The sequence below is a fragment of the Actinomyces wuliandei genome (assembly GCF_004010955.1).
In the GTDB taxonomy this organism is placed as follows: domain Bacteria; phylum Actinomycetota; class Actinomycetes; order Actinomycetales; family Actinomycetaceae; genus Actinomyces; species Actinomyces wuliandei.
The window spans coordinates 1,437,518-1,458,706 of sequence record NZ_CP025227.1; the positions used below are offsets into that span (position 1 = coordinate 1,437,518).

Genomic DNA, 21,189 nt, shown 5'->3' on the forward strand with positions numbered 1-21,189 from the left:
CCGGTAACGGTTAAACTACAGCGTCTGCCTTGGGCGGGTGAGTGCCTGGGCTACGACAGATGCCAGCAGTAGCAAGGGAGACGCTGGTACGCCAGCTCATCTGACGACAGTCAGGAAGGTCACGATCTTGCGGTGTATCACATGTGAGGCAATTATGGTTGAGTAGATGAGAAGGACCCCTCAAACTATCCGTGCCCACTGCGCGTCGGCGCAGATATCCAATAGCCTTCGGGAACCGTCCGCGTGTTGCCGTAGCCCAGACAGAGAGAACGACTGACTCATGACGATTAAGCGTGCCGTAGCCGCGACCGCACTGACGGTCCTGCCGCTTGTCGTTGCCTCCTCTGCCTCCGCAGCACCCTATGGCCTCCTGGGCAGTGCTCAAGGCGGCGAGCCAGCGGCACCCTCCCACGACACGAGGGTCAGCGGTAGCACGGCTGCCCCCTGGGGCGCGGGCAGCACCGCTGCTTCCAGAGACGACGCCTCCGGTTGGAGCGGTATCCGGAACCATGCTGTCTATACCGGCGACACCACCTCAGATGACGTCACCATCGTTGCTGTGGACCAGGTGCAGGACCAGGACGAGGCCGACCCTGGTACTGACCCGGACCCCGGCACCCAGCCGGACCCCGGCACCGGGACCGACCCCGGGACCGACCCTGGTACTGACCCGGACCCCGGCACCCAGCCGGACCCCGGCACCGGGACCGACCCCGGGACCGACCCTGGTACTGACCCGGACCCCGGCACCCAGCCGGACCCCGGCACCGGGACCGACCCCGGGACCGACCCTGGTACTGACCCGGACCCCGGCACCCAGCCGGACCCCGGCACCGGGACCGACCCCGGGAGCGGAGCCGACGACACCCAGCCAGAAGGCAGTGTGACGCCGTCAGCACCTCCACCCCCTGGGGAGCACGGCTCCAGCGCGGATCCTTCTGCGGACCCGTCCGCATCTTCCGGGGCTACCGAGGGTTCCTCGCCCACAACTTCTCCCGGTGATGCTACAGCGTCGCCCGCTGCGGGGTCCCCCTCTGGCACGGCCGCCGCGCAGACGGGGAACGAACCCATGGATGAGGGCCTGGCCCTCACTGGTGCCAGTGTGGCAGCGGCCTTCATCTCACAGGCGCTAGTTGTCGTCGGACTCATTGTCCTGATGCGTCGTCGGCGGGACATCTGACCCTGCTGCTGTTGTTACCTCGGGCTTGTCCGGGGTCTCCGGGGCCGCTCGGGCAGGTGGCTCCGTCCGCACGGTATGCCGTCTCCGTGGTCCGGTCGGTTCCCGGACCTCGGGCGATGCTGCGGCGGGTTCATCTTCCTCGCCGGACTGATCCTTGAGAGGATCGGTCCGTGGAACACGCGCCCCTTGAGCCCGACCTCCTTCTGTCCCTGCCCGCCAGCGTCGACCTGCGGCTTGTTGTCAGTGACATGGATGGCACTCTTGTCGACGGAGAGGGAAGGGTGCCTCCTGGGTTCGCCCGGGCTGTGTCGGACATGCGGGCTAGTGGTGTCACTTTTGCCCCTGCGTCAGGACGCCAGTTGGCCAACCTCCGTTCTGTCCTGGGGCCGGAGGTGGACGACAGTCCCGTGATCGCAGAGAACGGAGCCCTGGTGGTCCAGGGGCAGGAGGAGATCCACTCTGACACTGTCAGTGCCCAGGAGGCTGCTGCTGCCATCACCACTGTCAGGGACCTGCGCATCGACGGATATGACGTGGGGGCCGTGCTGGCGTGCAAGCACTGTGCCTATGTCGAGCGCCAGGATCCGGCTTTTCTGGAGCAGGTGATCCTCTACTACAAGGAGCTGGAGGTCGTGGACGACCTCATGTCGGTCTCCCTGGGCTCCGCCCTGAAGGTAGCTGTCTTTGACTTCGGCGACGTCGAGGACGGGAGCTCGCAGATGCTGGCAGCCGCTGTTCCCGGGGTTCAGACCGTGGTCTCAGGGCAGCACTGGGTGGACATGATGTCCTTTCAGGTCTCCAAGGGCAGGGCTCTCCATGCCCTGCAGAGGCGCCTGGGAGTGGCACCGGAGCAGACAGCGGTCTTTGGCGACTACCTCAACGACCTTGACCTCTACCAGCACGCCGCACTGGGATTTGCGATGCGTAACGCGCACCCCGGGGTCCGTGCCGTGGCCACGCACGTTGCTCCCGCTCATACCGAGGACGGCGTCCTGCGTACGATCTACGAGCTTCTCGCCCGGATCTGCCGCGACGAGGCCTGATCCGGGCTGCGACCCGGCTATGCCTCGGAGTCGCCGTGAGCAGACGGGGTGCTCCTGTGCCGACCGCCGCCCATGAGGGCATCGAGTTGTCGGCGCTCCTTCTTGGTAGGCCGACCAGCGCCTCGGCTGCGCACTACTGCTGCCGGGGCGTCCAAGGGGGAGGGCCTGGGAGGGGAGAAGTCGGTAAAGGCCGTACGCGCCACCGGGGCGCCCACGCGCTTGACCAGGACGCGCTCGACCCGAAGATAGCGGTCAAAGCCGTTGACACGCAGACGTACCTCATCCCCGACCGTGAGGTGCTGGGAGGGCTTGGCGGTCTCACCGTTGACACGAACGTGTCCGGCCCGGCAGGCGGCGGTGGCAGCGGACCGTGACTTTACCTGTCTGACGCTCCACAGCCACACGTCAACACGGGCCGAGGCCGGGTCGCCCCCCTCTGCTTGCCGAGGGGCTCTCGTCGGACGGTACCTATCTGCTGAAGCACGAGTCATCAGGCTCGATTCTAGTGTCCCTGCTCCCCACCGTCAGCGGCCTCGACGACCTCCTGTCCGTCGTCGTGCCCGTCGCCGCGACGACGTCCTGGTACGACGGGGCCTGACCCTCGTCAGGCCCCGTCGTACCAGGCCCCAGCCCAGAAGAGCCGCACCTGCGGCAGCGAGCACCGAGTACCATGGGTGGCGCAGGATCTCGGTGCTGATGTCCTGTGCCGACCCAGCAGCCCGTTCCAGGGCAGAGGAGGCACCGTCACCACCAGCGAGGCAGTCAGACAACGTGGCCCGTAGCGCGTCCTTGTCAGCATCAGGTAGTCCCAGCCCGTACTCGGAGGAGACTGAGACGAAGCGCCGCGCGTACTCGCAGCGGTACTCGCGGCGCGGCCACCAGCCCCCGTCGGCGTCAGTGAGCCAGGAGCCAGTCTCGGAGGACCCGACCGGGCAGGTAGCGGGCCCACAGGCACCTTTTTCCTGGTTGGCCTGTCCGTCCACGGCGAGCAGGTTCAGCGGGTCATTGGCTGCCAGTACCCGGGTGTGCTGGTCCCAGGTCCAGGCCCCGTGCGCGTAAAGGTAATTGAGTGGTACCACGTGGTCGATCTGCACTGCGGCTGAGGTGTCCTGACCACGTTCAAAGGGAACCTCAGCTCCCGTGTACGGATCGTGCAGGGTCGCGGACCACACCGTGGCGTCAGGGCACACCGACGCACCCTCACCGCGCCCCTCCTCCTGGCTCTGCAAGCCTGGGGCGCGTGAGAAGTCGAGGTCAGTGAGATCCCGAGCCAGGATCTCGTTACGGGTGTCACAGCCGTCACCGTCCACGTCGCTCCATGCATCACCGAACCAGCCCGTGCGTGAGCCGCCCTCTGCCCAGGACTGTGTGGCGGGGGAGTCCGCAGGCAGGTCGTCAAGAGCTGCCAGGGCCTCGCGCGTGTCCAGCACGAGAGCCTGACGGTCGTCCCAGGGCACCTGGGCCTCAGGGTCGGCAGCAGCAGCTGCGGCCCACGGCCCCGTACCAGGGTGGCCCAGCGCGAGGGCGCACGTCGCCGTCGCGCTGGCAGCGACCAGGGCACTGACCAGCGCGAGAGCCCTCCGGGAGGCAGTGACCCTGCCGTTCCTGTCCTTGCGCACTTGTGACCGTCAGGCTCTGGTCCCCGGCTGGACACCACCGAGTCCTGAGGCAGCCTCGACGTCGAGGTACCAGGTCGTCTGCTCCCCCCGGGCACAGGAGGCGGGAGCAGTGACAATGTCTACGGCGTCTACGGCGTCTACGGCGTCGTCCGCAGCGCTGCCTGTGGTGCTTATGGGACCCAGGCTCCGGGTGACTGCCTCCGCCTTGCCCTGCCCGCCGACCACCACCATGACGTGACGTGCACGGTGCAGGACCTCGAAGGTCAGTGAGCACCGTTGCGGCGGAGGCTTGGGGGAGTCACGTACCGCTACCGCAGGCCGCCCTGTGGTCAGCACCGCCGGGTGGCCGGGGAACAAGGAGCACACGTGGGCGTCGGGCCCCAGCCCCAGATGAATGACGTCGAAGGGGTCACGGTCCAGCCGGTGAGCCTTCAGGTCCTGCATCAGCACGTCCGTGGAGGACTCCAGGCTGCTGACGACCTCGGGACCTGCCAGACGGTGGACCTGGCTGTCCAGGACGCCGACACGGACTAGCGGTGCTGCCAGCAGGTCGTTGCGCTCGGGATCGGCGGCGGGGACAAAGCGCTCGTCACCGAACCACAGGTGCACCGCCTCACGTACCTGGATCGGCTCCCCGGCCAGCTCCTGGGCCAGGTGGTCAGCCAGGGCCATGCCTCCTGAACCTCCGGTGAGTGCCAGGTGGGCTGTTCCTCGCGCAGCGACCGCCTCCGCCAGGGCACGGACGGTGTCGGCTGCTGCGGCCGCAGCAGCCTGGGAGAGGGAGTCGCTGACCTGGAGGGTCGGCCGCGCCAGCCTACGTGTCGCGGCCTCAAGGGTGCTACGTGCAGCCTCCTGCGTCGCAGCGGCTGCGCTGTCGCCTTGTACCACTGGTACCACTGTTGTCCTCCTAGCGGGACGGTTGAGCAGGTATCTGGCCGAGCTGCGGAGCGGCAGGGACTGAGAGGTCCTTGCCGAAGGCGGTGAGGACCTCCTGGTAGACAAGATCCGGGGTCAGGCGGCGCAGCTCCTCGTTGAGGGTTGCTATCGGCTCCCGGCGCTCCATGGTCACCACCTGTGGGCCTGTCCAACCTGGACGTGTGACCGTCACCCGCTCGTGGTCGTGGCGGGCGATGACGATGTCACCCTCTGGCGTACGAGCCGTGATCGAGGCAATCCCCCTGGCTCCTGGCTCGTCGCGCCTGGTGACCTCCACCCCCAGGCGCAGGCGCAGCCAGGTCTCCATGAGACGGATTGAGGAGTTCCTGGGCTCACCCGCCACCTGGATGCTGCTGAGCCTTCCTGAGCGCACCGCAGAGTCCAGCGTGGAGGCCACCATGGCCCGCCACAGGGTGATCCGTGTCCAGGCCAGGTCGATGTCACCCCGCACTGACACCGGGGCCAGAGCGGCCAACGCGGCCGCTGGGTCCTTCTGGGCAGGAGTGTTGGTGATCCGGGTCGTGGCCAGGAGCCCCAGGGGGTCCTTGGCCGGGGCCGCAGGTGCTCGCCACGGCCACCACACCACGACGGGCGTGTCCGGCAAGAGGAAGGGCACCACCAGGGTGTCGGTGTGCTCGGCGGCCTCACCCCAGGGGAAGAGCACGATCGTCTCGCCCGCGCCGGCGTCGTGGCCCACCCGGACCTGGGCGTCCAGGTGCCCTCCGGAGGAGGTGTGCTCGTGGCCCCCCGCCCCTGTGCCTGTCTTGTGGGACTCTGAGTGAGAGGAGGTGCCGACGGACGGTGTCACCACGGCAATCACCCGGCAGGGGTGGTCGAGGCTGGCACCGTGGGCCGCGCACAGGGCCTCCTCCAGCCCCTCGGGACTGGTGGAGATCACCAGGGTGAGGACTCGTGAGGACCCGGAGGAGCCTTCCTGTTCCAGGACCTGAGCGACGACCTCGGTAGTTGTCGTGGCAGTGAGCGTCGTGATCATGAACGCCTCCAGGTACGGCCGTCACGAGCCAGCAGGTCGTGGGCGCTGGAGGGGCCCCAGGACCCGGGCCGGTACTCCTCGGGGGCGCCTGAGGACGCCCAGTACTCAATGACAGGGTCCAGGATCCTCCAGGAGAGGTCTACCTCGCGCTGGTGGGGGAACAGCGGGGCGTCACCCAGGAGTGCGTCCAGGATAAGGCGTTCGTAGGCCTCCGGAGACTCCTCGTTGAAGGAGGCCCCGTAGCCGAAGTCCATGGTGACGTCGCGCAGCTCCATCTGCGTGCCGGGAACCTTGGAGGCCAGCCTCAGGGTGATGCCCTCGTCGGGCTGGATACGCAGCACGATCGTGTTGGCCCCCAGGCCAGTGGTAGCAGCCTGGGCAAAGGGCAGGAACGGCGGCTGCTTGAAGACGACAGCCACCTCGGTCACGCGACGGGCCAGCCGCTTGCCTGTGCGCAGGTAGAAGGGGACTCCTGCCCACCGTCGGTTGGCGATCTCCAGACGCACCGCAGCATAGGTCTCTGTACGTGAGCCAAGGGCGACGCCATCCTCCTCCAGGTAGCCACGGACCTGCTGGCCCCCCTGGAACCCGACCCCGTACCGCCCCCTGGCCGTGGTCAGCCCCAGGTCCAGAACGCCGTCACGCTCCAGGCGCACCGCGTCCAGGACCTTCTCCTTCTCCGCCCTGACGGCGTGGGCCTCCATCGAGGTCGGCTCCTCCATGGCGGTCAGGGCAAGGAGCTGGAGCAGGTGGTTCTGGATGACGTCACGCGCCGAGCCGATCGTGTCGTAGTAGCCGGCCCGGGTCCCGATGCCGATGTCCTCAGCCATGGTGACCTGGACATGGTCCACGTAGCGCTGGTTCCACAGGGGCTCGAGCATCGTGTTGGCGAACCGCAGCGCCAGGATGTTCTGGACCGTCTCCTTGCCCAGGTAGTGGTCCACGCGGAAGACGTCGTCGGGCCGCACGATCCTGCCCACGAGCTCGTCCAGCTCCCTGGCCGAGGCCCGGTCGTGCCCGAAGGGCTTCTCAACAACCACCCGGCGCCAGGAGCCGGCCGCCTCGTCTACCAGCCCGGAGCGGGCGACGCGCTCGGTGACGGCGGGGAACCAGCCCGGGGGGATCGACAGGTAGAAGGCCCGGTTGCCCCCAGTTCCCCGGGATGTGTCCAGGCTGGTGACGACGTCGGTGAGGCTCCGGTAGGCGGTGTCGTCCTCGAAGGAGGCAAACTCCACAAAGCGCATCCCAGCGGCGAGCTGCTCCCAGATCGCCGGCCGCCACGGCGTCCTGGCCCCGGAGAGGGCAGCCTGCCTCACGTAGCGACGCATGTCCTCGTCGTTCCAGGGACGGCGGCCCACCCCCACCAGGCAGAACCGTGGGGACAGCAGGCCCCGGTTAGCCAGGTCGTAGACGGCGGGAAGGAGCTTGTGACGTGCTAGGTCACCAGTAATGCCAAACATCACAAGGACACAGGGATCAGCGATACGAGGCAGGCGCAGGTCACGGGCCTCGAGCAGCGGGTTGGGCGCCGACGGCGAGGGAGGCGATGTCAGTGGCGAAGAGCTGGAGGAGTCAGAAGCGGGCACGCGAGCCTTCCTGAGGTTGGGGTACGTCGCGGGCCGACGCCGATCCGGGTCGGTGGGGACGCTGGTGGGACACAGTCACGGCAGCGTCCCAGCACTACTATATCGTCCGGTGACGGCAGGTGCCGGAGCCGTCCCTCGCCTGTGGAGGCTCGCCCCTGTGGCACCAGGCGTCCAGGCTGCGGCCGGACCATACTTTTCCGTACCATCCTGAGAGACAACCCGTATGGGGAGAGCGAGGAGACGCACCGCATGACTGACTTCACTCCTGCACCGGCCTCAGCCGATATCGGTGTCCTCGGACTGGGGGTGATGGGTGCGAACCTGGCCCGCAACCTGGCCCGCCACGGCCACACCGTGGCCCTGTTCAACCGCACCCTGGCGCGTACCGAGCGCCTCATGGACAGCCACGGCTCGGAAGGGGTCTTCGTCCCGGCGAGCAGGCTCCGCGACTTCGTCGCCTCCCTGCGTGTCCCGCGTGTGGCGATCGTCATGGTCCAGGCGGGAGCGGCCACCGAGGAGGTCATCTCCGAGCTTGCTGACCTCATGGAGCCCGGTGACATCATCGTCGATGCTGGCAACACCCTCTACACCGACACCCGGCGGCGTGAGGAGGCCCTGCGCTCCCGGGGGCTGCACTTCGTGGGTATGGGGGTCTCCGGTGGCCAGGAGGGAGCGCTGCTCGGTCCCTCCATCATGCCGGGGGGCACCGAGGAGTCCTACCGACGGCTGGGACCGATGCTGGAGTCGATCGCCGCCGACGCCGGGGGCGCACCCTGCTGCACGCACGTGGGCCCGGACGGTGCGGGGCACTTTGTCAAGATGGTCCACAACGGCATTGAGTACGCCGATATGCAGCTCATTGCCGAGGCCTACGACCTGCTGCGTCATGTCGGGGGCCTGACTGTGCCGGAGGTTGCCGAGGTCTTCCACAGCTGGAAGGACTCCGAGCTCGACTCCTACCTCATTGACGTCACCAGCGAGGTGCTCTCCCACACGGATCCCGCTACCGGGCAGCCTTTTGTGGACGTCGTCGTGGATACCGCCGGGCAGAAGGGCACCGGGGTGTGGACCACACAGACCGCCCTGGAGCTGGGCGTGGCTGTCCCTGCCATCGCTGAGGCGACCTTTGCCCGCGCCACCTCCGCCTCCTACCAGGCCCGTGCCGCGGTGCGCGCGGCAGGAGCCGACCCGGGGGCTGCACCTGCGCCGCTCCAGGACGCCGACCGGCAGACTTTCATCGACTCCGTCAGGCAGGCTCTCTACGGCTCCAAGATCGCTGCCTACGCCCAGGGCTTCGACGAGATCGCCACCGCCTCGCAGCGGTTCGACTGGGACATCGTGCTCAGTGACATGGCCAGGATCTGGAGGGCAGGCTGCATCATCCGGGCACGCTTCCTGGACGACATCGCCCAGGCCTACCAGGAGGACCCTCAGATGGCGAGCCTTCTGACCGCACCAGTCTTCTCCCGGGCGCTGGCCCGCGTCCTGCCCGCGTGGCGACAGGTCGTGGCTACCGCAGCCCTGTCGGGCACGGCCGCACCAGCCTTCGCCGCGTCGCTGGCCTATGTCGACCAGCTGCGTGCCTCCCGGCTTCCTGCCGCGCTCATCCAAGCACAGCGTGACTTCTTCGGCTCCCACACCTACCACCGGGTGGATGACCCCACAGGCGTGTACCACACCCTGTGGACCGCTGAAGGCCGCCAGGAGGAGAAATGGGTCTAAGCACGCCTGGTCCAGCCTGCGGCGGCCAGTACGGTGAAGGCGGGCTGTCCGGGAGCACACCTAGATAGCCAGTTTCCTGCCACCACCCCGGGATTGTTGGCCTCGACGTGCCTGCCGATAACGGTATGGTGGTTCCCGAGGCGGCGCACCGGGCGCCGCAACGACCAAGAGGGGCAGGTATGTCGAGCACGCCGATCGAGCAGGATCCCTCCTCCACCCAGGCCTTCGGGGCTGTTGACGCCAGCCCCGCGCCCTCCCCGCTGACCGGGCTGAACCAGCAGGATGCTGCCGCGATTGCCGCCCTGCCCCCGGGGACTGCGCTGCTGCTTGTGCACCATGGACCGACGACAGGTGCGCGCTTCCTGCTGGACGCTGCGGAGACGACCGTGGGCCGCCACCCCCGTGCCGATATCTTTCTGGACGACGTCACCGTCTCCCGCAAGCACGCGGTGTTCTCCTCCCTGCCGGAGGGCGGCTACGGTGTCCGGGACTCGGGCTCCCTCAACGGCACCTACGTGAACCGCACCCGGGTGGAGCAGGTAGTCCTCCAGGCGGGAGACGAGGTCCAGATCGGAAAGTACCGCATGACGTATCACCCCGGTCCCCAGCAGGCCACAGCCGCGCAGTGACCGTGTCCTCCGCGAGGGCCGGCGGCAGGAGGGGCAGGGAGGACGTCAGGGACACTGTTAAGGACACTGTCTCCTCCCCGGAGCCCCCCTTGCCTGAGGTCTCCGGGACGTGGCCGCACGGGATGTCCCGGAGACCGGAGATGAAGATCGGCCAGGTCGTCGACGCCCTGAGACCGGAGTTTCCCGCGCTGTCTATCTCCAAGCTCCGGTACCTGGAGGGTGCGGGACTGATCTCCCCGCACCGTGTCGGTAACGGATATCGCCGCTACTCCCAGGCAGACATCGAACGGCTCAGGTACTCGCTGCGTGCCCAGCGTGACGAGTACCTGCCCCTGAGCGTCATCAGGCAGCGTCTGGCTGCGCTGGACGCTGGCAGCGCCGCTGCGGTCTCTCCGGTGGCGCGAGTCGTGGCGCGTGACGGCAGGCTCGTTGACTCCGGCCCCATGGACCTCGACTCCCTCCTGGCGCTGTCGGGCGCCCGGGAGTCCCAGGTTGACGAGCTTGTCAGCATCGGCCTGATCAGCCCCGACGCACGTGGCCTCTACTCCTCGGGCAGCCTGCGGACCGTGCGACTAGCTCTGGAGATCACTCGACTGGGCGTCCCGCTGCGCAACCTGCGGTCGGTACGTAGCGCTGCTGAGCGTGAGGCCGACGCTATCGACCAGGCTGTCACACCTCGGCGGTCCCGGTCCCGCGACGCTGGGGAGGAGTCGGCCCGCGCCCTGGCTGATCTCGTGGGGGAGCTGCACGATGTGCTCCTGCACCGTGCTGTCGACGCGTTGTCCTGAGGTCGGCCTACCTCCACGTGCCGGGGCAGTGTGGGAGTGCCGGTGGGCAGCCCGCCACCCACACAACCCTGTGGGGCTGGTGTGACAAGTGTGACCACTTGTGTGGTATGTCCCACTCTAGGGCTCTGGAACTGCTGGTTCTCGGAACCGCCTTGGCCCGGGAGCGGAGTTCTCGCCCTTTTCCTCAACCTCATCCCAAGATTGACGTCCCGGCTGTCTCCCTGACGGGGCGTGGCCGTCATTGAGCATCGACCCGGCTGGATCTATCGTGGCCCTGTGGCTACCAGGAACCAGCCGCCCCCACCACAGCAGCCCACCACGAGCGTAGTCCGCGCAGTCACCTCGAACCCGACAGGAGCAGGCAAGTGAGCGTCAACGAAGCCAGTGCCGCGGTACCACCGCCCCACCGCGTCCAGGGCATGCTCTTCGGTGACCCGCTTCAGCACCTGGAGCCCCACTCCGGCTACCGGGGCCCCGTGGCCTGCCGGGCAGCCGGCATCACCTACCGCCAGCTTGACTACTGGGCACGGACCGGACTGGTTGAGCCCTCGGTGCGCGGGGCCAAGGGCTCAGGCTCGCAGCGCCTCTACTCCTTCAGGGACATCCTGGTGCTCAAGATCGTCAAGCGGCTCCTGGACACGGGGGTGTCCCTCCAGCAGATCCGCTCGGCGGTCAAGACCCTCCACCTGCGAGGTGTTGAGGACCTGTCCTCCATTACGCTCATGAGTGACGGGGCCTCCGTCTACGAGTGCACCTCGGCTGAGGAGGTCGTTGACCTGGTTGCCGGGGGGCAGGGAGTCTTTGGCATCGCCGTGGGGCGGGTGTGGCACGAGGTCGAGGGGACGCTGGCCCAGTTACCGGTGGACCACGCCGCCGGGGCGCCTGCCGTCGAGGACGAGCTGGCAAGACGCCGCGCAGCCAGGAGGGACCACGCCGTGTGAGCCGCTCGCACCCGTCTGTCTCCTTGGCTGTCGGGAATGCCGGGTGAGGCACACATATCGACCGGGAGGACACATGAGTCATATGATCGCTGACCTGGACGTCGGCCCCCTAGGACTGGGCGGCAATGTCTTCGGGTGGACTGCGGACGAGGCCACGTCGCATGCCGTCCTTGACGCCTTTGTTGGTGCCGGAGGCCGCCTCATCGACACTGCCGACGGCTACTCCCACTGGGCGCCTGGTCATGTCGGTGGGGAGTCGGAGTCCGTCATCGGCTCCTGGCTGGAGTCCCGTGGCTGCCGTGACGACGTCGTCATCGCCACCAAGGTCTCCACCAAGCCCGGGCGGGAGGGGCTGGCTCCCGCCAATATCCGTCGGGCGCTGGAGGAGTCCCTGGAGCGACTGGGAACCGACGTCGTGGACCTGTACTACGCCCATTTTGACGACCCTGACACCCCTCTCGAGGAGACGATCAGCACCTTCGAGGACCTTCGGCGCTCCGGCCTGGTGCGCTACATCGGGCTGTCCAACTACACGCCGCGGCGTATCGAGCAGTGGATGCTCACTGCGTCGAGACTGGGCTGTGCCGCCCCGGTCGCGCTCCAGCCTCACTACAACCTGCTGCACCGCAGCGAGGTGGAGGGCGTCGGCGGCAGGGGAGAAGTGGCTGCGTCCTACGGCATGGCCCTGCTTCCCTACTTCCCGCTGGCAGCAGGATTCCTTACTGGCAAGTACCGTCGCGGACAGGTGACAGACGGAGACCGCGCCGCAATGGTGTCAGGCTACCTGTGCGAGGAGTGCTTCGCCGTTGTCGACGTGCTGACTGACATCGGCGACAGGCACGGGGTGGAGCCTGCCGCTGTGGCTCTTGCCTGGCTGCGTGGCCGCCCTGGGGTCACGGCCTCTCTGCCTTCGGCCAGGAACCTGGACCAGCTGCGAGCCATCCTCCCCGCGCTCAGCCTGGAGCTGGACGAGGAGGAGTCTCGCCTCCTGACTCAGGTCTCAGACGCGGCCCAGGGCTGAGCCAGGTCCTGGCCTGGCTCAGCGGCCTGGGTTCCGTCACCCGGGCTACCCGCTCCTTGACCCGGGATGTGGCTGCTGCCTGAGGCGGCTGGCTCCCCCCTTCCACCTGCCAGCCGCCCAGACGGGTCCTCATATCTCCCTCGGGGAGGACCTCACCGCTCACGACCGCTCAAGCGGGAGGGTGTCGATGTCGGTGCGGTGGCCCAGCACGTAGTGGCGGCTGTAGCCGTCAGTCAGGTCGGTGATCGTGACTCGCACCAGGCCGTTCTCGTCGATGCGGTAGTGCTCCTGGACTCGTGGACCGTAGTCCCGGCGCTCCACCGGGAGGTGACGCAGGTCCTCCTCCTCGCGGAGCCGCTGCTCGAAAGGAAAGACGATGTCCTGGTAAGGAGCGATCTCGCCACGCGGCTCACCGGAGTCGTCGACCCCGGCGCACTCCACGAAGCGGAACCAGCCGATGTTGTGGGCTGCCCCGTACTCCCGGGTGATGACCGTGCCCTCGCGCCCACCGGGAGATGCCTGCACGGAGTCAGGGCTGAGTATCGAGTCGAAGACGAGACGGCTGCCGCCATCTGCTTCACGGAAGACCCCGAAGCCCCGTGAGAGCCGGTCGGTCAGGTCGTAGTCGCTGGTGCGGTCCGCAGCGATAGCCAGGCCGATCGCTGTCGAGGCGCCCGGGTAGGGGGAGCGGTGCACACGTCGGCCGAAGCGCTCCCGCAGGAGCCGAGGTACCAGAGGAAGACCTGAGGCCCCGCCCACCAGGTAGACGCCGGCGATGTCAGTCAGGTCGGGGCTGCCGTCGTCAAGCCGCCCCACCAGGGGAGACATCGTGGCCAGAGAGCGCTCCACCAGCGGGGTGCAGGCCCGGTAGAGCTCTGGCACCGGGATGACGACGTCCTGCCCGCGCAGCACCGCCACCAGCCGACGGCTCTGGGGAGTTAGGCGCTCCTTCGCGTCACGGCACTGCTCCAGCAGCTCGTCGAGCTCGGCGGGGGAGAGGTCCTCCTCAGCGACCTCGGCCCGCTCCAGCACCATGGAGGCTGCCACCAGGTCCACGTCGTCACCGCCGAGGTCGCCCAGGCCGTGGGAGGCCAGGACCTCGTGCGAGGTGCCGACCACGTCGACCAGGGACGTGTCAAAAGTCCCGCCGCCCAGGTCGTAGACCAGGACGCGAGTCCTCTTGGAGGATACCGTCGCGGCCTTGCGGTGGGTGTACTCGAAGCCGGCTGCGCTGGGCTCGTTCAGCATGGCAGCGACGCGGAAGCCTGCGGCCCGGAAGGCCTCCAGCGTCAGCAGGCGCTGGCCGCCGTAGGCGTGGGCCGGCACGGCGACGACCACACGAGAGCGTGACACATCAATGTCCAGCGACTCCAGCCGCGCGCGCAGGTGGTGGAGGAAGTCGGTCAGCACTTCCAGGACGGTCAGGTGCCGGTCACCCAGGACGACAGGGGTGGAGGCGGTGATGGTGGGGGAGGCGAGCAGCCTCTTGAGGCTGCGCAGCAGCGGGGCGCCGTGACGGGCGGCGTCACGGGCGTCGAAACCGTGGACGAGACGTCCCTCATACAGCGCTGTCAGTGACGGGAGAAAGTCGTGATCGTCGCCGTGCTCGTCGGCGAAGCCCAGGACAGGGTAGTTACCGCGGTCGGCCCGCACGACAACCGTGCGGGTGGTGCCCAGGTCGATCCCCAGGTCGGTATCCGTGAGAGACTCAAGTGTGGTGCCAAGGGAGGGTCCGCTGTGCGCTGCCATGGGAAGGACCCTATCGTGGTAAGCGACAAAGCTGCGGGAGGTCCCGCGTACCGGGCTGTGTATCGGGACGAAGGGCCGCGGTGGCGGCCTCTGTCCCGCCAGGGAGCCGGGGGAGGTTGTGGGCTCGGCGGCAACATTCGCGATCACGACCCTGGAGAGGTAAGAATGTAGGTGGGTTGTGTTGACCCAACCGACCCGAGGCGGGATACGCTCCGAGCCGTCATCACTGGCGGCCGGGGCGCCGGCCTTCAGACTTCGACCGGAAACGGCATGAGCAGCACACTCTTTATCGTTGTCGTCGTTATCGTGGCGGCCCTCGTCTTCGACTTCACCAACGGGTTCCATGACTCGTCCAACGCGATGGCGTCCTCGGTAGCCACCGGTGCGCTGGCACCGCGCAGGGCGGTTCTCCTCGCCGCAGTCCTCAACGTCGTCGGGGCCTGCCTGTCCACCGAGGTCGCCAGGACGATCTCCCACGGCCTGTTCGACGACGCACTGATACAGGCGGCGCCGGAGATGGTGCTGGCGGGTCTGGCAGGCGCCATCCTGTGGAACCTGGTGACCTGGCTGTTCGGCCTGCCCTCATCCTCGTCCCACGCCCTGTTCGGCGGGCTTATCGGCGCGGTGATGGTGGCTACCGGCAGCCAAGGCATCCACTGGGGGACTGTGCTGTCCAAGATCATGCTGCCGGCCCTGCTCGCCCCGTGCGTCGCTGGTGCCACAGCTGCCCTGGCGACCTGGCTGGCGTACCGCCTCGCGCGTCCTACGAGCCGTCTCTCCCTGTCGGTGTTCCGTGGCGGCCAGCGAGTCTCCGCCTCCATGGTCGCCCTCGCCCACGGCACCTCTGACGGCCAGAAGACCATGGGGGTTATCACGCTGGTGCTTGTCGCCGGCGGCTACCAGACGCCAGGGTCCGGCCCCTACTGGTGGGTGATCGCAGCGGCAGGGCTGGCGATCGGGCTGGGGACCTACTCCGGCGGCTGGAGGATCATGCGCACCATGGGCAGGGGGCTGGTCCACATCGAGTCCCCCCAGGGCTTTGCTGCCGACACCTCCTCCACCGTTGCCATCCTGGCCTCGTCTCACCTGGGCTTCGCCCTGTCCACGACCCATATCTGCACCGGCTCCATCCTGGGGTCGGGTATCGGTCGTGGCACCAGTGTGCGCTGGAGCACCTTCACGAAGATGGGCGTTGCCTGGCTCGTGACCCTGCCGTGTGCGGGCATGGTCGGGGCGCTGACGTCCTTCGTCGCGGTCGCTGGAGGTCTGGCGGGCACGATCGCGGTCATCATCCTGCTGCTGTGCGGGGCTCTGCTGATCATTCGCCAGGCCAGCCACCACCGGGTCGACTTCTCCAACGTCAACGACGCCGACGAGGTCGTCGTTGCCAGACGGCCTGATCCCGAGCTTGTCCGTAAGCCCCGCACTGTTGACCAGGTCAAGAGCGAGCTGGTCGGTGAGGCCGACCACTCACGACGAGTCCCGGAGAAGGAGACCGCCGCATGATGATCGACTGGGCGTCACTGGCGCAGGTCACCGTAGTGACGATCCTGGGCGCAGCCTTTGTCGTCACGGTCGTCTCGCTGGCTGCTCGTCTCCTTGACATGGCTCATGCCGGGCGCAGGCAGGGGCGCTCCAGGGGGCCGATGGCCGCCGAGGTGGGTGCAGGCGCCTGCCTCCTTCTGGCAGGAGCTCTCACGCTGTACGGTATCTGGCTCATCATTCCGTACTTTCGCTGACGACCAGCCCCTCCCAGGCCTCTTTCCCGCTCTGTCCGGGCACGCTGAGCCCTACCAGCTGCTAGCCTTTCTCCGTGCATGAGGACCTTAAGGCTCTGGCCCGTGACGCAGTCGCCTCCTCACGGGCGTCCAGCGATCCTGACTACCCGATATTCCACGTCGTGCCCCCCGTGGGGCGCCTCAACGACCCGAACGGCCTGCTGGTCGACAACGGGACCTTCCACGTCTTCTACCAGTTCAGCCCCTTCCACCCCCACCGCAAGCTCGTCTACTGGGGCCACGCCTCCTCCACCGACCTCTCCCGCTGGGAGCACCACCCTCCGGCCGTGGTGCCCGACTCCTTCTACGACGCCTCCGGCGCCTACTCCGGCAACGCCGTCGTCCTGGACCGGGGGGAGGTCAGTGGCGCCCCCGCGACAGCACCGTTCCAGCTCTTCTACACCGGCAACCTCAAGGATCCTGCCACTGACGAGCGCACAGCGAGCCAGTGCCTGGTCACCAGCCCGGACCTGAAAAGGTTCACCAAGTGGCCGGGCAACCCTCTTGTCCCCACCCACGCTGAGGGCTACACCGCCCACTACCGGGACCCGATGGTGGTGCGTGACCCGGACCGCCCGGGTGAGTTCAGAATGCTCGTAGGGGCTCAGCGCCGTGACGAGACCGGTGCCGCCGTCCTCTACCGCTCCAGCGACCTGGTGACCTGGGCCTGGGAGGGTGAGCTCTCCTTCCCTGGGGCAGGCGGTGCCTTCGACAGGTTCGGCTACATGTGGGAGTGCCCCGGGATCGTGCGCCTGAGTGACGAGGCCACGGGGGAGGAGCGTGATGTGCTCATCTTCTGTCCCCAGGGGATCAGTCCGCAGCGGGAGGGCTTCGAGAACATCTTCCCCTGCGTCTACACCGTAGGACGCCTGGAGGGCACCCAGCTGCGCGACTGCGACGGCACCTTCTACGAGGTTGACAGGGGCTTCGAGTTCTACGCCCCCCAGGTCTTCGCACGTCGTCCCAGTGAGCCGGGACCTGTTCTCATGATGGGCTGGGCGGGAAACGCCGCAGAGGACGACCAGCCCTCTATCGAGCCCGACGGCGGTACCGGTGGCTGGGTTCACGCCCTGACCGTGCCACGGGTGCTGAGCCTGAGGGGAGGCCGCCTCGTCCAGAGACCTGCTGTCCCCTGGGCCGACCGCGCGTCACGCCCCAGCGTGGTGGGAGCCGTGCTGGGGACCGGAAGCCATGACGTGGCTGAGCTGGGGGGCAGCAGGTCCTGGTACCTGCGGCTGGAGGCCCAGGCGGAGACGACCTCAGGGGCCTGGGGGCTGCGTATCGGCTCGGAGTCGAGCCACGTGGACATCATGCTGGGAGAAGGCGCTCTGACCGTCGACCGCTCGACCTCCCGCTACACCCAGCACGGGCAGCGACGCACTGTGTCCCTGCCTCCTGGCTGCACCCCCGTCCTGGAGGTCCTTCACGACAGATCTGTGACCGAGGTCTTTGTTGGTGACGGCGACCTTGCCTTCACCTTGCGCAGCTTCGTCGACCCTGTCGGTCCTGCTGCTGGCGGTGCTGCTGGCGGTGCTGCTGGAGCCCGGCTGCTAGTTCGCGGCAGCCTGCGCCTGCACGACGGCGCGGTGGCTCCACGGTGACCTCTGCGGAGACCTGAGGCTGGTCCCGGGCCAGTGCACCAGCCCGGGTACCAGGCCGTCTACCGGTTGCGCGGCGGTGGTGTCCACGGTAGTGTGACCATCGATTGACATAGGTGCGGACCGAACGGGAGTCAGCGACGATCCCAGCGAAACGGGCTTCCTCAGCCCTCCCTGACCAGCGGTCCCGTCAACAAGAAAGGAACCCCGGGTGGCAATGGATCACGCCCGCGTGGCGAAGGACGTCCTGACATACGTCGGTGGCGCCGACAACATCAACGCGGCAGCGCACTGTGCTACGCGTCTTCGCCTTGTTATCAACGACATGGACAAGGTGGACCAGAAGGCCCTCGACAAGGACCCTGACATCAAGGGAACCTTTATCGCGGGCGGCATGTTCCAGATCATCGTCGGCCCCGGAGACGTGGACATCGTCTTCGACGAGATGGTCCAGACCGGTGGTGTCAAGGAGGTCTCCAAGGACGAGGCCAAGCAGGAGGCCGCCAAGTCCGGCAACGTGGTCTCGCGCTTCATCAAGGTGATCGCGGACATCTTCGTGCCGATCCTGCCCGCCCTGATCGCCGGTGGTCTGATGATGGCCATCAACAACGTGCTCACGGCTGGCTTCTTCGAGAACGCCGACGGCACCACCTACGGCCTCACCGACCGGTACACGTGGCTGGGCGACTACGCCGACCTCATCAACCTCGTGTCCTCGGCCGCCTTCGCCTTCCTGCCCGTGCTGGTCGGATTCTCTGCGGCCAAGCGCTTCGGGGGCAACGTCTACCTGGGCGCCGCCATGGGTGCGGCCATGGTCTCCACCAGCCTGACCAGCGCCTACGACATCCAGGCTGCCACCGAGGCAGGGACCATCGAGACCTGGCAGCTCTTTGGTCTCAACGTGGACAAGATCGGCTACCAGGCCATGGTCATCCCGGTGCTGTGCGTCGTGTGGATCATGTCAACTATTGAGAAGTGGCTGCACAAGCGCCTCTCCGGTACCGCCGACTTCCTTCTCACGCCCCTCATCACCCTGCTGGTCACCGGGTTCCTGACCTTTGTCATTGTCGGTCCGCTTACCCGTGAGCTTTCCGACGGCATCACTGCCGGACTCCAGTGGCTGTACAACACGGCTGGTCCGCTGGGAGGCCTCCTGTTCGGCCTGGTGTACTCGCCGATCGTCGTGACCGGCCTGCACCAGTCCTTCCCCGCTGTCGAGCTGCCCCTGATCGACCAGATGCGTACGGGCGGCGCCGGCTCCTTCATCTTCCCCATCGCCTCCATGGCCAACGTGGCCCAGGGTGCTGTGGCTCTGGCGGTCTTCTTCCTGACCAAGGACGCCAAGCTCAAGGGTCTTGCCGGTGCCGGTGGTGCCTCAGCCGTCTTCGGTATCACCGAGCCGGCCATCTTCGGTGTCAACCTGCGTCTGCGGTGGCCGTTCTTCATCGGCCTGGGTGCCGCTGGCGTCGGCGGCGCCCTCGTGTCCCTGCTGGACATCCACTCCCAGGCCCTGGGGGCAGCCGGGTTTGTCGGCTTCGTGTCCATCGTGCCCGACGACATCATCAGGTACATCATCGTCGAGCTGGTCGTCTTCGCCCTGGCCTTCGGCGCGGCCTTCGCCTACGGCACTACCCGGGGGAGAGCCTCGCTCGCCGGGGACGAGGCCGAGGACGTGGATGAGGCCGAGCTGGAGGCTGAGGCGATGGCGGAGCACGCAGAGACGGTCGAGTTCTCTGAGGACGCTGCTGAGGACTTCCTCGTCTCCTCGCCGGTCCAGGGCAACGCGCTGCCGCTGTCCGAGGTGGAGGACTCGACCTTCGCCTCCGGGATGCTGGGCCCCGGTATGGCTGTGTCTCCTGCTGAGGGGCCGGTTGTGTCCCCTGTCGACGGAGAGGTGATTGCCGCCTTCCCCACTGGTCACGCCTACGGTCTGCGGTCAGTCAGCGGCATCGAGCTGCTGGTCCACGTGGGCATGGACACCGTTCAGCTTGAGGGAGAGCACTTCACCCCCAAGGTAGAGGTCGGGGACAAGGTCCTGCGTGGCATGCCCCTGGTCGAGGTCGACTGGTCTGCCGTGAAGGCTGCGGGCTACAAGACGGTGACTCCGGTCGTGGTCTCTAACGCGGCTAGCTTCTCAGGCATTGAGGAGAAGGGGGCGGGCACTGTTCTGCGGGGTGACGAGCTCTTCGCGGTCGCTACGTCGTCCTCCGATGAGGCTGACACAGACAGGACCGATCCTGAGAAGGAGGATGCCGCACCCTCTGCCTCTGAGGAGAGCGCGGACGCCAAGGAGAAGCAAGAGGCTGTGGAGGTCTAGGCCCCTTGGCCCCCTGGCCCGGTGTCGTGGACCCGGCCTTACCGTCTGCTGACGCGCTGTGGCTGGGTGACTCCCGGTAGGGAGTCACCCAGCCACAGCGCATACGTGGATGATGATGTCGGAGAACACCATCGTGCCCACATGGTGCTGCCAGGGGGACGCAGCCACAGCACCCGGTCTCAGGCCGTACGACCTTCTACCAAAGTAACTCCCAGGGGGAGGTTGATGACCTGGTCGCGCACCTGGTCCTTGCCGTCCTCGTCGGAACTGTCCACGCTGTCGACGCGGCTGCCCTGAATCTGGCTGAGGAGGATACGGACAGCACGGTGTGCGATACGGGCAATCGGCTGCTGGACCGTCGTCAGGCCTGGGACGGCACGACGCATGGCGGACGTTCCGTCAAAGCCCACGACCTTGAACTCCTCCGGTACGGCAAGGCCTCGCGAGACCGCCCACTCCAGGACATCCGCTGCGGACAGGTCGTCCGTGGCGAACACGGCGTCGATGAGGTGCGCGACAGCGTCTAGGCGCTCACGGATCACACCGGGACGTTCGGCATCAGGGATGTGGAAGTCGGCTGTCAGGACCACGGGCTCGATCCCGGCCTCGGCCAGGACCGAGCGGTACCCGGCCTCCCGCATGTTATGCGCCCCGGACCGGGACGTCAGAAGGGCCGGACGACGGGAGCCCCGAGTCAGCAGGTGCGTAGTGGCAACGCGACCACCCTCCTCATTGTCGCAGTGCACGTCAGGAATATCTGGCGACAGCATCCGGTCGACAGTGACCAGAGGCATGCGAACCGTTCCATACTCAGGGATGTCCTCGTTATGGGCGCCAGAGATAATACCGTCAACACGATGGGAGATCAGCAGGTCAAGGTAGCCTCGTTCACGGTCTGCCCTACCCATGGAGTTGCAGATAAATGTCTGGTAGCCGTGATCAGCCAGCGCGTCCTCCACGTGCTCGGCAAGCTCTCCGAAGAACGGGAGCCTTACCGTCGGAACGATAAGCCCTACCGACCGGGTCGACTTGCCGTGCAGCGCACGAGCCACCTGGTTCGGCCTGTATCCAAGCCTGCTGACAGCAGCGGCCACCCGGTTGCGAGTCTCCTGGGACAAATAGCCGCGATTATTAAGGACCCGGGAAACGGTGGTGAGAGAGACGCCGGCTGCCTCAGCAACGTCAGCCAGAGTTGGCTCGCGGCGAGCAGGCACAGCGCCTCCTTTACAGTACGTAGACCTGACAGGAGAAGCATATGACGTCCATGCCAGTAGACCCAATTGGACTG

Annotated in this window: 18 protein-coding genes; 11 read left to right on the forward strand and 7 right to left on the reverse strand. The window is 67.2% G+C overall.

The genetic code is table 11. The features are described 5' to 3' along the window. The first annotated feature begins 280 nt into the window (after positions 1-280). Both CWS50_RS13795 and CWS50_RS05935 read left to right on the forward strand, forming a co-directional pair. Positions 281-1,180 carry a hypothetical protein gene (locus tag CWS50_RS13795; RefSeq protein ID WP_279221966.1) on the forward strand — a complete coding sequence of 300 codons (900 nt, stop codon included), beginning with the start codon at positions 281-283 and terminating at the stop codon, positions 1,178-1,180. 170 nt (positions 1,181-1,350) lie between these two features. Next, positions 1,351-2,223: an HAD family hydrolase gene (locus CWS50_RS05935; protein WP_127842045.1), complete on the forward strand. Its 873-nt coding sequence runs from the start codon at positions 1,351-1,353 to the stop codon at positions 2,221-2,223. 17 nt (positions 2,224-2,240) lie between these two features. Here the strand turns inward: CWS50_RS05935 and CWS50_RS05940 are convergent, their stop codons facing one another. Genes CWS50_RS05940 through zwf form a run of 5 tightly spaced genes read right to left on the reverse strand, consistent with a single transcriptional unit; the run spans position 2,241 to position 7,232 of the window. Beyond that, positions 2,241-2,714 (reverse strand): RNA-binding S4 domain-containing protein, encoded by a 474-nt coding sequence (locus CWS50_RS05940; protein ID WP_127842046.1) that lies wholly within the window; start codon positions 2,712-2,714, stop codon positions 2,241-2,243. A gap of 33 nt (positions 2,715-2,747) precedes the next feature. Further along, a complete protein-coding gene (locus tag CWS50_RS05945; protein ID WP_164860089.1) occupies positions 2,748-3,842 on the reverse strand; it encodes an HNH endonuclease family protein in 1,095 nt (364 codons plus the stop codon). A gap of 9 nt (positions 3,843-3,851) precedes the next feature. After that, positions 3,852-4,730: a 6-phosphogluconolactonase gene (pgl, locus tag CWS50_RS05950; protein ID WP_243118477.1), complete on the reverse strand. Its 879-nt coding sequence runs from the start codon at positions 4,728-4,730 to the stop codon at positions 3,852-3,854. A 19-nt stretch (positions 4,731-4,749) separates the two neighbouring features. Beyond that, the gene (locus tag CWS50_RS05955) at positions 4,750-5,772 is read right to left on the reverse strand and encodes a glucose-6-phosphate dehydrogenase assembly protein OpcA (RefSeq protein WP_127842047.1); all 1,023 of its coding nucleotides are present in this window, start codon (positions 5,770-5,772) and stop codon (positions 4,750-4,752) included. Then, positions 5,769-7,232 carry a glucose-6-phosphate dehydrogenase gene (gene zwf / locus CWS50_RS05960; protein ID WP_371855188.1) on the reverse strand — a complete coding sequence of 488 codons (1,464 nt, stop codon included), beginning with the start codon at positions 7,230-7,232 and terminating at the stop codon, positions 5,769-5,771. The genes CWS50_RS05955 and zwf overlap by 4 nt, the downstream gene beginning before the upstream one ends. A gap of 375 nt (positions 7,233-7,607) precedes the next feature. Here zwf and gndA point away from each other — a divergent pair, with 375 nt between their 5' ends. The 5 genes from gndA (at position 7,608) to CWS50_RS05985 (ending at position 12,459) form a co-directional block, all read left to right on the forward strand. Then, positions 7,608-9,080, forward strand: coding sequence for an NADP-dependent phosphogluconate dehydrogenase (gndA, locus tag CWS50_RS05965; RefSeq protein ID WP_127842048.1), 1,473 nt, complete (start codon positions 7,608-7,610; stop codon positions 9,078-9,080). Between the two features lie 179 nt (positions 9,081-9,259). Continuing rightward, positions 9,260-9,709: an FHA domain-containing protein gene (locus CWS50_RS05970; RefSeq protein ID WP_127842049.1), complete on the forward strand. Its 450-nt coding sequence runs from the start codon at positions 9,260-9,262 to the stop codon at positions 9,707-9,709. Beyond that, entirely contained in the window at positions 9,706-10,497 is a 792-nt protein-coding gene (ftsR, locus tag CWS50_RS05975) for a transcriptional regulator FtsR (RefSeq protein ID WP_371855187.1), read from the forward strand. Before CWS50_RS05970 ends, ftsR begins: the two co-directional genes overlap by 4 nt. A 419-nt stretch (positions 10,498-10,916) precedes the next feature. After that, positions 10,917-11,438, forward strand: coding sequence for a MerR family transcriptional regulator (locus CWS50_RS05980; RefSeq protein WP_127843290.1), 522 nt, complete (start codon positions 10,917-10,919; stop codon positions 11,436-11,438). 73 nt (positions 11,439-11,511) lie between these two features. Next, positions 11,512-12,459 carry an aldo/keto reductase gene (locus CWS50_RS05985; protein WP_127842050.1) on the forward strand — a complete coding sequence of 316 codons (948 nt, stop codon included), beginning with the start codon at positions 11,512-11,514 and terminating at the stop codon, positions 12,457-12,459. Positions 12,460-12,618: 159 nt separating this feature from the next. Here CWS50_RS05985 and CWS50_RS05990 read toward each other — a convergent pair whose 3' ends face one another. Continuing rightward, the gene (locus tag CWS50_RS05990; RefSeq protein WP_127842051.1) at positions 12,619-14,208 is read right to left on the reverse strand and encodes an Hsp70 family protein; all 1,590 of its coding nucleotides are present in this window, start codon (positions 14,206-14,208) and stop codon (positions 12,619-12,621) included. 270 nt (positions 14,209-14,478) lie between these two features. Between CWS50_RS05990 and CWS50_RS05995 the strand changes: the two genes are divergently transcribed. The 4 genes from CWS50_RS05995 to CWS50_RS06010 all read left to right on the forward strand — a co-directional run bounded on the left by CWS50_RS05995 (position 14,479) and on the right by CWS50_RS06010 (position 19,901). Continuing rightward, positions 14,479-15,714 carry an inorganic phosphate transporter gene (locus CWS50_RS05995; RefSeq protein ID WP_127842052.1) on the forward strand — a complete coding sequence of 412 codons (1,236 nt, stop codon included), beginning with the start codon at positions 14,479-14,481 and terminating at the stop codon, positions 15,712-15,714. Next, complete coding sequence (locus CWS50_RS06000; RefSeq protein ID WP_127842053.1) at positions 15,711-15,947, forward strand: hypothetical protein; 237 nt, start codon at positions 15,711-15,713, stop codon at positions 15,945-15,947. The genes CWS50_RS05995 and CWS50_RS06000 overlap by 4 nt, the downstream gene beginning before the upstream one ends. A gap of 74 nt (positions 15,948-16,021) precedes the next feature. Continuing rightward, the gene (locus tag CWS50_RS06005; protein WP_127842054.1) at positions 16,022-17,587 is read left to right on the forward strand and encodes a glycoside hydrolase family 32 protein; all 1,566 of its coding nucleotides are present in this window, start codon (positions 16,022-16,024) and stop codon (positions 17,585-17,587) included. A gap of 214 nt (positions 17,588-17,801) precedes the next feature. Next, the gene (locus CWS50_RS06010) at positions 17,802-19,901 is read left to right on the forward strand and encodes a sucrose-specific PTS transporter subunit IIBC (protein WP_180342482.1); all 2,100 of its coding nucleotides are present in this window, start codon (positions 17,802-17,804) and stop codon (positions 19,899-19,901) included. A gap of 179 nt (positions 19,902-20,080) precedes the next feature. Here the strand turns inward: CWS50_RS06010 and CWS50_RS06015 are convergent, their stop codons facing one another. Next, a complete protein-coding gene (locus tag CWS50_RS06015) occupies positions 20,081-21,115 on the reverse strand; it encodes a LacI family DNA-binding transcriptional regulator (RefSeq protein WP_127842056.1) in 1,035 nt (344 codons plus the stop codon). Positions 21,116-21,189: the final 74 nt, after the last annotated feature.